Below are 11,959 nucleotides of genomic sequence, written 5' to 3'. Positions count from 1 at the left end.
CCCGTACCGGGCCGCGTTCGCGAGCAGGCTCACGACGATCCGGTCGAGGGCCGACTCGTCGGCCAGCACCTCCAACTCCTCCGGGACCTCGGCCCGCACCACCTTCTCCCCCAGCTGAGGCAGCGACCCCACCGCCTGCGTGACCACGGGTGCGACGCGGACCCTGCGCAGATCGAACCGCTGCGAGCCGCTCTCCACGCGAAGCAGGTCGAGGAGCTCTTGGACCAGCACGCGCGTACGGGTCGCCTGCCTCACGAGGGCCTCGAGCGACTGCTCGACCTGGTCTGGGTCCATGGACTGCCAGCGGTCGGCCAGCACCTCGGCCAGCCCGGACAGGGCGGTGAGCGGGGTACGCAGCTCGTGGGCGGCGTTCGCGACGAACTCCGTCTTCGCCCTGTCCAGCCGCAGGAGCTCCTGCTCTGCCCGCTTGCGGGGGGTGATGTCCTGAACCTGCCAGAACAGCTCGGCCGGGCGGCCTTCCCGGTCGTCGATGCGTGTGGCCGTCAGCAGCGTCCAGACCTCCGACCCGTCGGGACGGCGCATCCGCCACTCGGCGCTGAGCGCGCGCCGGGGGCCGTACCGCAGCGAGGACAGTTGCCGCGCGGCTCCCTCGACCTCCTCGGGATGGAGGTGGACGAGGATCGACTCGCCCTCCACGGCAGACGCGGTGCGGCCCACGATCGCCACGAGGGCCGGGTTCGCCCGGGTCAGCGTCCCGTCGACCGGACCGGTGGCCATGCCTATCGGGGAGTCCTGGAAGGCGTCGTCGAGGCGTTCCTGCGCCTCGCGAAGCCTCTGGTTGGTCTCCTCCAGCTCCTCGACCCGCTCGTCGAGGGCGTCGGCCATGCGGTCGAAGTGGGCGGCGAGCGTGCCGATCTCGTCGTGCCGGGCGATGGAACCGACCCGGACGCGCTCCCCGCTGCCGTATCGCTGAACGGCCTCGGCGAGGGGTCGGACCGGACGCAGGAAGGACCGTCCCGCCAACAGCACGGTTGCCACGGTGACGGCCACTATCGCCAGCAGGATGAGCGTGAGCTGCATGCGCGTCTGAGCGACGGGTCGCAGCGCGTCCTGACGGTCCTGCTCTACGACGACCGCCCCCTGGAACGTGCTCAGGCGCACCACGGCTACGAGTGTCTCGTCTGCGCCGGACCCGATCGACCCGCTGCCTGCCTCGCGCCCGCCTAGGATCGGTCCCACCGGGACGCGCTCCTGAGCGACGACGCGGTCGCGGTCCACGTGGACCAGCGTCACGCCCTCGTCATCGACGAGGCGAGCCCGGCCTGTCTGGCCGAGGCGGAGCTCGACCACTCGGCTGGTCACCGCATCGAGCGGCAACGTGGCGACGAGCGCTCCCACGACGCGACCGGGCGGACTCTCCAGCGGCGCGGCGAGCTCGAGGCTCGGGGTGCCTTCGAGCAGGTTGGCCGACCAGCCGCCCGACGTGAGCGACGCGACCAGATCCGGGCGCGGCGGGAACCGCTCGGCCCGGGCGAGGTAGCGCGAGGCTGCCGCGGCGGCCGGGGTCCCGTCGGCATCGTAGAGGACGAGCGAATCGAAATGCAGCGTGTTGGTGAGCAGGTTGTGCAGCTCGCTGACCGCGTCGATCCGGTCCCCCGAGTAGAGGGCGCGCCGGGTCGCCGCCACCTGGAGCACGGTCGACGCAGAGCGGATCCCGTCGTCGGTCGCCACGGCCAGCCGATTGGCCACACCCAGGTTCGTCTCCTCGACCTGACCCTCGAGGGCTTCCGAGGCCCAGAGCCCGATCGCGGTCGCCCCGATCGCCGCGGCCAGGAACCCGGCGATCACGGCGGCCACCCCGAGACGCCCGACGAGACCGAAGCGGGGGAGGTCGGTCGCTGAGCGGCTCACGGCTCTACGAGGTCCGCCTCGCGCACGACGTCCTGCGGCAGGGTGAGACCGTGGCGAGAGGCCCGGTCCTGCCGCAGGACGACCCGGAAGCGGGCGGGGTCCTCGACCGGCACCGAACGCGGCGAGGCTCCCGAGAGCAGCCGGACCGCCTGACGCCCGAGCTGACGGTGGATCTGGGTGGTGTCGGGCTCCAGGACGACGACGGCGTAGTCGACCACGGTGGTGTTGGCGAGCACCGGGAGCCGGTCGGCGTTCGCCGCCGCGATCTGCGCTCGCGCCCGCACCGCCTGCGGTGAGTTGGACACGAACAGGGCCCGGGCGCCGCTGGCTACGACCGCCTCGACGGCCGCCGCCACCTCGCTCTCGGACGCGAAGGGCGCATCGGTTACCGAGATGCCCAGCTCGGCCGCGGCGGCGTGCACGGCGTCGCGATGTGGACGGGCGGCCGGGTCGTTCGCCGGGAGCACCAGACCCACCCGGTCGAGGCCGGGCACGACCCGGGAGGCGAGCGAAAGCGTGCGGTCCGCGGGGACGCGGAAAGTCACCCCAGTGAGGTTCCCCTCCGGTCGGTCCTCCCGCTCCACGAGCCCGGCGGCGCGCGGATCGTTCACCAGGAAGAGGATCTTGAGGTCGGGGTTCGCGTTGCGGGCGGCATCCGCGCCCGAGGTGGAGTAGGCGACCAGCAGGTCGAGGCCGCGCTCCCCCCACGTGCTCAGCGTCGCCTCGATGTCCGCGGGGTCGGTGTGCACCTCGTCCGGCGCGTCCCCGAGGAACCGCAGGGTCTGGCCGTGGTGGAAACCCGCCCGGGCGAGCTCGTCGACGAACGCCGGGTTAACGGGCCCCGTCGGGATCGCTCTCAGGAAACCGATGGTGGCCGGGTCGGCCGCCGCGGTCGGGCCGTCAGGGGCACCGCACGCCGAGCCCGCCAGCACCAGCAGGCACGCTGCAGCCAAGGACACGCGCCGCGACGGCATGCTCCTCCGATCGTCTCACCTCAGCCCAGGGGGTGAAGTGATTGTGGCATCACGCCGGAGGGCGCGCGAGGCGCCGCGTCACCGGCAGACGGCGGGGGAGTGCCAGATGGTGACCGTGCTGCCACGGGGGGCGGAGGACCCGCCTCCCGGGCTCTGACGCCACACGTTCATGGAGTCCGACCCGCCCGGAGGACACTCCCTCACGGCCGCGGCGGAGTAACCCGCGCGGGACAGCGCGCTGCGGGCAGACGCGGGCGACATGCCTATGACGCTCGGGACGGTGCCCGACCCTCCGCCTCCGTCCGAGCGGGCCGACCGCGGCTCGCGTGGCTCGGTCCGGCCGGGAGCTGGGGCCGCGGCTGGAGGGACGGGGGTGGGTGGACCGGTCTGGCCCTCGCTCGCGTCCCACGTCGTCCCGGGCTCGCTGCGCTCGCTGGGCTTGGGTGTGCGGGTGGCGGACAAGAACCTGCTGGGCGGCGGCGGGAAGCGCTCGATGGGCGCGTCCTCCAGGGCAGCCGACATGAGCCGGTGCCAGATCATCGCCGGGTAGCTGCCGCCCGTGATCCGGCGGGGGTACCCGTTCGCCGGCACCATCGACTCGACCTCCGTCCGGCCGTTGCGGTTCTCGACCAGGATCGGGTTCCCCACCCAGACCGAGGTGACGAGCTGCGGCACGTACCCGGTGAACCAGGCGTCCCTCCACTGCTGCGAGGTGCCGGTCTTCCCCGCGGCCGGTCGGGAGCCGAGGCTCGCTCCGGTGGCGGTGCCTCTCTCGATCACCTGACGCAGCGCATAGGTGACGGCGCGTGCGACGTCGGACGGTAGCACCCGCTTGCGCTCGGGATCGGCCTCGTAGATGACCTGACCCTGCGCGTCCTCGATGCGCACGATGGCCGTGGGCTCGGCCCGCATCCCGTCCGCGGCGAAGACGCCGTACGCCGACGCGATCTCCATCGGGGACGCCTCCTTGGCTCCCAGGGAGATCGCCGGGACGGAGTCGGCCGGCGTGCAGCCTCCGTCCTGGTTGAACCGGTCGCCGCACCGCTCCTTCATCTGTTCGGGGGTGGGGAAACCGATGCCCAGCCGACGCGCCAGCGCGGCCACCTTGCCCGCTCCGGCGACGGCGTCTCCGTCCCCCAGCCCGTCCACCGTCAGCCGGGCGTAGACCGCGTTGACCGACTTCGCCGTCCCCTCGATCAGGTCGACGGATCCGCTGCCCGAGCCCTCGTAGTTGCGGACCTTCCACTCCCCCGCGGGCAGCTTGTGGACGAACTCCGAGGCGCCGAAGCGGCTCCCGAGCCCGATCCCCTCCTCCAGGGCGGCCGCCAGGACGAACGGCTTGAACCCGGACCCGGGCTGGCGTCCGGACCCCCCACCCGCGCTCCCCAGGGCGAGGTTCACCTTGGCCAGCCGGCACTGCGCGGACATCTCCTCGACGACCTCGGCGCAGCCGTCGGGGTAATACCCGCGGCCTCCGACGAGCGCCCGGACATGCCCCGTCTCGGGCTCGATGCTCACCACGGAGGCGGAGAGCTTCTCGAGGTTGGCCGGGAGGACCTCCTGGACGGCCTCCTCGGCCGCCTTCTGGATCCGAGGGTCGAGGGTCGTGTGGATCCGCAGGCCGCCCTGGTACACGTTGCGGGCCCTCTCCCGGACCGTGGCGCCCAGCGCGTCATAGCGGCCGTCGAGGGCGGCGTCGCTGCGGGTGCCCAGCACGCCCAACTGACGCAGGACCATGTCCACGAAGTAGGGGTGCTCCCAGCGGTTCGGCTGGATCGGCTTGATGTCCAGCGGCTCGGCGGCGGCCGCCTCGGCGTCCTCGGGCGTTATGGCGCCCATCTCCACCATCCGGTCCAGCACGATCCGGCGCCGGTGGTGGGCGCGCTCGAGGACGGACTCCTTCTCTTCCGGCGTGGTGGCGTCGGTCAGGTCGTAGCGGCTGGGCTCGTGTATCGCGCCGGCGAGGAACGCGGCCTCGCCCAGGCCCAGCTCCTCGATCGGCCGCTGGAAGTAGGCCTTGGCGGCGGCCTGGAACCCGTACGCCCCGCGCCCGAGGTAGATGGTGTTCAGGTACATCTCCAGGATCCGGGGCTTGGGGTACGTCTGCTCGAACTCGATCGTCTTGCGCGCCTCGGCCAGCTTCCGCTCGATCGTCCGGTCGGGGGACGCGAAGTAGAGGTTCTTCACCAGCTGCTGGCTGATCGTCGACCCCCCCTGTATCTGGGAGGTCTCGCCCCGGGCGTTGTTGACCGCGGCGCGGCCGATGGCGCGGACGTCGACCCCCGCGTGGACCCAGAACCGCTGGTCCTCGATGGAGATCACCGCGTCCTGGACGTGCTTGGGTATGCGATCGAGCGTGACGATGTCGCGGTTGATCTCCCCGTGCAGGTTCGCGATGAGGGAGCCGTCCGCGGCGTAGATCTTCGTCGTCGCGACGCTCAGCCTGTCCAGCGCCTCCGCCGTCGACAGGGTCTCCATACCGGAGCACCCACTCGCGACCAGCGCGTACACGGCTACCGCCGCGAGCCCAGCCCTGCGATACCTCACTGCCTCTCCACGTGCGTCGACGACCAGGGCTACCGTATTACCCCATCCGCGGCGGTCTGACTCCTGGCCGCCCGGCAAGGCAGCGGCGGGCCGGGGCCCGGCCCGCCGCCTCACTCCTACCGGAGGTCTAGAGGTCGTAGTACATCTGGAACTCCCACGGGTGCGGCCGGAGCTTCACCTCGGTCACCTCGCGGGTCCACTTGTAGTCGAGCCACGTCTCGACGAGGTCCTCGGTGAACACATCCCCCCGGAGCAGGAAGTCGTGGTCGTCGGCGAGCGCCGCCAGCGACTCCTCGAGCGAGCTCGGCACCGTCGGGATCCCGGCGGCCTCGGCCGGCGGGAGGTCGTAGATGTTCTTGTCCACCGGGTCGGCGGGCTCGATCTTGTTCATGATCCCGTCGATCCCCGCCATGAGCATCGCGGCGAAGGCGAGGTAAGGGTTGGCGGACGGGTCGGGGCACCGGAACTCGATGCGCTTCGCCTTCCGTGACTTCGAGTAGAGCGGGATCCGGACGCACGCGGACCGGTTCCGCTGGCTGTAAACCAGGTTGACGGGAGCCTCGTACCCCGGGACCAGCCGCCGGTAGGAGTTCGTGGTGGGGGCGGCCAGCGCGAGTAGGGCGGGCGCGTGCTGGAGCAGCCCGCCGATGTACCAGCGGGAGATGTCCGAGAGCTGGGCGTACCCCGTCTCGTCGAACATCAGCGTCTCGCCGTCCTTCCACAGCGACTGGTGCACATGCATGCCGGACCCGTTGTCCTGGAAGATCGGCTTGGGCATGAAGGTCACCGTCTTGCCGTAGCGGGCGGCGGTGTTCTTGATCACGTACTTCAGCAGCATGGTCCGGTCGGCCTGCTCGAGCAGCGTGCCGAAGCCCATGTCGATCTCAGCCTGGCCCGCCGTTCCGACCTCGTGGTGCTGGACCTCGACGTTGATGCCCATGTCGATGAGGGTCAGCATCATCTCGCTGCGCAGGTCCTGGAAGTGGTCGGTGGGGGGGACCGGGAAGTACCCCTCCTTGTAGCGCGGCTTGTATCCCAGGTTCCCGCCAGGCTCCTCGCGACCGGAGTTCCAGGCTCCCTCGATCGAGTCGAGGAAGTAGTAGCCCGAGTGCTGGTTCTGGTCGAAGCGGACCGAGTCGAGGATGTAGAACTCAGGCTCCGGCCCCCAGTACGAGGTGTCGGCGATCCCCGACTCCTTCAGGAACGCCTCCGCCTTGCGGGCCACGTTGCGGGGGTCGCGGGTGTACCACTCGCCCGTGACTGGGTCGCGCACGAAGCAGTTGATCGAGATCGTCGGGTGCTGCCGGAACGGGTCCACGAAGGCCGAGCCCGGGTCCGGGATCAGGATCATGTCCGACTCCTGGATCTCCTGGAACCCGCGGATGGAGGACCCGTCGAACCCCAGCCCCTCCTCGAACACCTCCTCGGTCAGCTCCGTCGCGGGGATGGAGAAGTGCTGCATGAGGCCTGGGAGGTCGCAGAACCTGATATCGACCACCCTGGCCTCGGTGTCCTTGACGAGCTTCAGCACGTCCTGGGGTGTTGCCACGGATCGCCTCCTTGAGCGAGGGTCCAGCACCGGTCGCGAAGCAGCATAGGCGGGGGCGGTTGCGCGACGGTAACGCGGTGTTACGCGGCCGTTAACGACCTCAACAGGGCGGCGCGAGGGCCGAGGGCGCGCGTCAGCCCTCTACGAACCGGTTCGTGATCGGGAGGCGGCGGTCGCGTCCGAACGCGCGAGCGGTGACCTTCACCCCCGGGGGAGCCTGGCGGCGCTTGTACTCGTTGCGGTCGACCATCGCCACCACCCTCTTGACGGTATCGGCCTCGTGCCCCAGCGCCACGATCTCGGCCACGGAGCGGTCCTGTTCGACGTAGGCCTCGAGGATCGCGTCGAGCGTGTCGTAGTCGGGGAGGCTGTCCTGATCGGTCTGGTCCGGCCTCAGCTCGGCCGAGGGCGGCTTGGTGAGGACGTGCTCGGGGATGGGGGAGCCGCGCTCGTTGCGCCACCGGGCGAGTCGGTAGACGAGGGTCTTGGGAACGTCCTTCAGCAGGGCGAACCCGCCGGCCATATCGCCGTACAGGGTGGCGTAGCCGGTGGCCATCTCGGACTTGTTCCCGCTGGTGATCATCAACGAGCCCGTCGCGTTCGAGAGCGCCATCCACAGGAGCCCGCGGATCCGGGCCTGCACGTTCTCGAGCGCCACGTCGCGTCCGGGTGTCCCGTCCAGGTGGGGGGCCAGCAGCTCCTCGACGGCCCGATGCGGCTCTTCGATGGGGATGTCCAGGACCTCTATCCCGAGGCGGCGCGCCAGCTCGTACGCGTCGTCGCGTGAGTGGGCGGACGAGTACCGGGACGAAAGGACCACCCCCGTGACGCGTTCGGCTCCCAGAGCGTCCGCGGCGACGGTCGCGGTCAGCGACGAGTCGATCCCGCCGGACATCCCGATATGGACCCGCTCGAAACGGTTCTTGCGCACGTAGTCGCGCAGACCCGTCACGAGCGCTCCGTACACCTCCTCCTCGAGCGTCAGCAGGGGAGCGACCGGCGCGACCACGGGCTCCCGGTTCGCCGCCTGCTCCCCGGAGACAACGACCTCCGGTGTGGACACCCCGGAGGGGGGAGCGGCCACCTTCCGCAGCCGCGGGTCGTGGAGGCGCTCGCGCGCCACCTGCTCCACGTCCACATCGACGACCAGGAGGTGCTCGGAGAACTGGGGAGCGGCGGCGGTCAGGTTCCCGTCGGCGTCGAACACCATCGAGCCGCCGTCGAACACGAGCTCGTCCTGGCCGCCGACCAGGTTCACGTACCCGAGGGCGACCACGTGGTCGGCGGCGCGTGTGGCGAGCATCGTGCGGCGGGCCTCGAGCTTTCCGGCATGGAACGGGGAGCCGTTCAGGTTCACGATCACCTCGGCTCCCGCCCACGACTGCCACTCGGCGGGTCCGGACGGGTACCACAGGTCCTCGCAGATGCAGATCCCCACCCTGGTCCCCGCGACGACGTAGACGGGAGCCGTCGTCCCGCGCCGGAAGTACCGGTCCTCGTCGAACACGCCGTAGCTGGGCAGGAAGTGCTTGTGGTACACGCCCTTCACCTCGCCGTCGGCGCAGACGGCGGCCGAGTTGTGCAGGTCGGACCCGAGGTGGGCGTACCCGACCACCGCGCACAGCCCCCGAGCTTCCGCGGCCACCTTCTCGACCGCGCGCATGTTCGCGCGCACGAAGGACGGCTTCAGCAGGAGGTCCTCGGCCGGGTAGCCGGTCAGCACGGCTTCGGGCAGGGCCACGAGGTCCGCCCCCGCCTCCCGGGCCTGCTCGATCGCGTCGAGGCAGAGCCGGGCGTTGCCGTCCACGTCTCCGACGGTCGCGTCGACCTGGGCGAGCGCGAGGCGGAAGGTCCTCATCCCTCAAGGGTACGGTGCGGCCCCGGGAGCCGGCTGTCACGATTAACCCGCCCGTAACGTCGGCGTGCCACGCTACCCACGAGGTGATGGGGTTGGACGACAAGCAGAAGGCATACGTCCTCCGGCAGGTGGAGGAACGCGACATCCGTTTCGTTCGGCTGTGGTTCACGGACGTGCTCGGCTTCCCGAAGTCGTTCGCCATACCCACCGAGGAGCTGGAGGCGGCGTTCGAGGAGGGGGTCGGGTTCGACGGGTCCGCCATCCAGGGGATGGCCCGCGTGCAGGAGGCGGACATGATCGCGCGCCCGGACCCCACCACCTTCAACGTGCTGCCTTGGCGCAACGAGCAGCACGCGGTGGCGCGCATGTTCTGCGACATCGCCAACCCCGACGGGACCCCCTTCGAGGGCGACCCCAGATGGGTGCTGCGCCGGACCCTCCAGCGCGCCCAGAAGATGGGCTTCACGTTCTACTGCGGGCCGGAGATCGAGTTCTTCCTCTTCGACTCCCCGACGTCCCCGAGACCGCTCGACCACGGCACCTACTTCGACCTCACCACCCAGGACATCGGGTCGGAGTTCAGGCGCAAGGTGATCTCGTACTCGGAGCAGCTGGGGATCTCGGTCCACTCGTCGCACCACGAGGTGGCCCCGTCGCAGCACGAGATCGTCGTCCGGTTCGCGGACGCGCTGACGATGGCGGACAACATCATGACGTTCAGACTGGTGGCGAAGGAGGTGGCCAACGAGCACGGGCTCTACGCCTCGTTCATGCCGAAGCCCATCCAGGGGGAGTTCGGGTCGGGGATGCACACCCACCTGTCGCTCTTCGAGGGCGACCGCAACGCGTTCTTCGACGCGGCGGACGAGTACCACCTCTCGAAGGTGGCGAGGTCGTTCATCGCCGGACTGCTCGTGCACGCACGTGAGATGGCCGCGATCACCAACCAGTGGGTGAACTCGTACAAGAGGCTGATCCCGGGGTACGAGGCTCCCGTCTTCGTGGTCTGGGGGCGGCGCAACCGGTCCGCACTCGTGCGGGTCCCGATGGCGAAGCCGCACAAGGAGTCCTCGACGAGGGTGGAGTACCGGGCTCCCGATCCGGCGTGCAACCCCTACCTGTTCCTCGCCGTCGTCCTGGCCGCCGGGCTGAAGGGGATCGAGGAGAGCTACGACCTCCCGGGCGAGTCCACCGACGACATCTACGCGATGCCGGCCGAGGAGCGTCGGGCGCTGGGCATCCAGGCCCTGCCGGACACGCTCGAGGACGCGCTCGCCCTCATGGAGCGGTCCGAGCTCGTGGCGGAGGCGCTGGGGGAGCACGTCTTCGAATGGTTCCTGCGCAACAAGCGCGAGGAGTGGGAGACGTACAAGGCCGTCGTCACCCCGTACGAGATCGAACGCTACCTGCCGCTGCTATGAGGCTCTGCTCGATGTACGCGGCCGATCCGGAGCAGGTGGCCGGGGTGGCCCGCGACCTCGAGCTCCTTGGACTCTCCACCCAGACCTTCACGTTCGCCGACCCCGCCCCCGAGACCCGCTCGGACCTCGTCTGCGTCTTCACCGGCGACGACGCCCCGGGCGCCCTCTCGTTCTGCCAGGTGCTGGGCAAGGAGGACGCGATGCGAAACGTCCCGCTGCTCGCCCTGGTCCGGATCGAGCACCTCCGCGAGCTGTTCCTGCGCGAGGGCGTCTTCGACGACTTCCTGGTCGTCCCGTACCAGCTCGCCGAGCTGGATGCGCGGATGCGGCACCTGCTGTGGAAGGCGAAGCAGGGCGAGCAGACCGACATCCTCTCGTTCGGGCCGCTCTCGATCAACCTGGCCACCTACCAGGTGCACGTGGACGCCCACCCGGTCGACCTCACCTACATGGAGTACGAGCTGCTCAAGTTCCTCGCCTCCCACCGCGGGCGGGTATTCACGCGGCAGGCCCTGCTCTCGCGGGTCTGGGGGTACGACTACTACGGAGGCACGAGGACGGTCGACGTCCACGTCCGTCGGCTGCGCGCGAAGCTGGGCGAGCATCACAACCTGATCCAGACGGTCCGCAACGTCGGCTACAAGTTCGCCGGCTAGGACGCAGCGCGCCGGACCAGCTCGTCGTACACGGACGGGTCGTCCGAGTCGATCACGAGGATCGCTCCGTCCCAGTGCTTCTCGATCCCCGGGTTGGGGTGGTCCGTCCCGTCCGGGAGGAAGAGGTGGGGGCTGACCTGGACCGGCCCCTCCTCCTGGTCGCGCCAGTGAGAGATCACCTCTGGTCGGGCCCTCCCGCTGTCGAGGTCGTCCGCGAGGAGATCGGCGTCGACGAGGTCACAGGACCCGGCCACCTCGAGGATGACCGTGCGGAGCGAGACGCACCGGCTCTCGGCGAAGAAGGCCCGGCGCAGCTCGCGACCGAGCTGCTCGCCCGCCCGCACCCCCTGGAGCTTGGCGGCCTCGATCGCCTCGAGGGCGGGCAGGGTCGTGACGGGCCATTCCGACGACGGCCGTTTCCACAGCTGCCACCCGGCCTCGGGGTCTAGGCCCCCTATGACGGGGATCTCCGACTCGATCCCCCGCTTCGATGTCGGCTTTCCGTTGATCAGCTCCATGGGGAAGGCGCGCATGTCGAACGTGACGTCCTCGCTTAGGCCGAGCCTCTCCCGCGCGCGGAACAACCGGAAGGTGGCGAGGTGAGACCACGGACAGATGACATCGCCGTAGACGACGATCGTCCCGGGCTCCGCCGTGACCGTACGCGTCACTTGCCCTTACGGATCAGGTACGTGTACGTGCCCTCGTCCTGGTGGGAGTCGAGGAGCTCGTGGCCGGACATCTTCGTCCAGTTGTCGAAGTCGGCGAGGGACCCGGGGTCGGTGGCCAGCACGCGGAGGACGTCCCCGACCTGCAGCTTCTCGATCTCGAGCCGCGCCTTGACGACGGGCAGCGGACACGACAGTCCCGTCGCGTCGAGCGTTGCGGTCGCGGTCTCTGACACCTCGTCCTCCTTCGTGACGCCTAAGAGCCTACCCGCACAACCCGCGGCCGGATCCGGTTCATCCGCTCCCGCGGGAGCGCAGCCTCAGCCCCACCGCGGCGCCGGCCAGTCCGAGGGCCAGCACGCCGGCTCCCACCGCGCGACCGGACCCGTCTCGCCGCGGCCGGATGGGCTGCGG

At 70.2% G+C, this 11,959-nt stretch carries 9 protein-coding genes; 2 read left to right on the top strand and 7 right to left on the bottom strand.

The genetic code is table 11. The features are described from left to right. The 5 genes from VM840_10535 to VM840_10515 all read right to left on the bottom strand — a co-directional run. Positions 1-1,872: PAS domain S-box protein (locus VM840_10535; GenBank protein HVL82015.1), on the bottom strand; the 1,872-nt coding region annotated here is incomplete at its 3' end. Then, entirely contained in the window at positions 1,869-2,846 is a 978-nt protein-coding gene (locus VM840_10530; protein HVL82014.1) for an ABC transporter substrate binding protein, read from the bottom strand. The genes VM840_10535 and VM840_10530, both read right to left, overlap by 4 nt. Before the next feature lie 78 nt (positions 2,847-2,924). Beyond that, positions 2,925-5,324: a transglycosylase domain-containing protein gene (locus VM840_10525; GenBank protein HVL82013.1), complete on the bottom strand. Its 2,400-nt coding sequence runs from the start codon at positions 5,322-5,324 to the stop codon at positions 2,925-2,927. Positions 5,325-5,520: 196 nt separating this feature from the next. After that, the gene (glnA, locus tag VM840_10520; protein ID HVL82012.1) at positions 5,521-6,942 is read right to left on the bottom strand and encodes a type I glutamate--ammonia ligase; all 1,422 of its coding nucleotides are present in this window, start codon (positions 6,940-6,942) and stop codon (positions 5,521-5,523) included. Between the two features lie 133 nt (positions 6,943-7,075). Continuing rightward, positions 7,076-8,800 (bottom strand): NAD+ synthase, encoded by a 1,725-nt coding sequence (locus VM840_10515; GenBank protein HVL82011.1) that lies wholly within the window; start codon positions 8,798-8,800, stop codon positions 7,076-7,078. A gap of 86 nt (positions 8,801-8,886) precedes the next feature. On the opposite strand from VM840_10515, the gene VM840_10510 reads away from it, so the two are divergent. Both VM840_10510 and VM840_10505 read left to right on the top strand, forming a co-directional pair. Next, complete coding sequence (locus VM840_10510; GenBank protein HVL82010.1) at positions 8,887-10,221, top strand: glutamine synthetase family protein; 1,335 nt, start codon at positions 8,887-8,889, stop codon at positions 10,219-10,221. Then, positions 10,218-10,877 carry a response regulator transcription factor gene (locus tag VM840_10505; GenBank protein ID HVL82009.1) on the top strand — a complete coding sequence of 220 codons (660 nt, stop codon included), beginning with the start codon at positions 10,218-10,220 and terminating at the stop codon, positions 10,875-10,877. The genes VM840_10510 and VM840_10505 overlap by 4 nt, the downstream gene beginning before the upstream one ends. On the opposite strand, the gene VM840_10500 is transcribed toward VM840_10505, so the two are convergent. Next, positions 10,874-11,548 (bottom strand): DsbA family protein, encoded by a 675-nt coding sequence (locus tag VM840_10500; GenBank protein HVL82008.1) that lies wholly within the window; start codon positions 11,546-11,548, stop codon positions 10,874-10,876. The two genes, VM840_10505 and VM840_10500, sit on opposite strands and share 4 nt — an antisense overlap. Next, complete coding sequence (locus VM840_10495) at positions 11,545-11,781, bottom strand: sulfurtransferase TusA family protein (GenBank protein ID HVL82007.1); 237 nt, start codon at positions 11,779-11,781, stop codon at positions 11,545-11,547. The genes VM840_10500 and VM840_10495 overlap by 4 nt, the downstream gene beginning before the upstream one ends. Positions 11,782-11,959: the final 178 nt, after the last annotated feature.

Source organism: Actinomycetota bacterium, from assembly GCA_035540895.1.
Classification (GTDB): Bacteria; Actinomycetota; JAICYB01; order JAICYB01; family JAICYB01; genus DATLFR01.
Note: the sequence above shows the minus strand (reverse complement) of the source record. Positions and strands in the feature narration are given on the sequence as shown.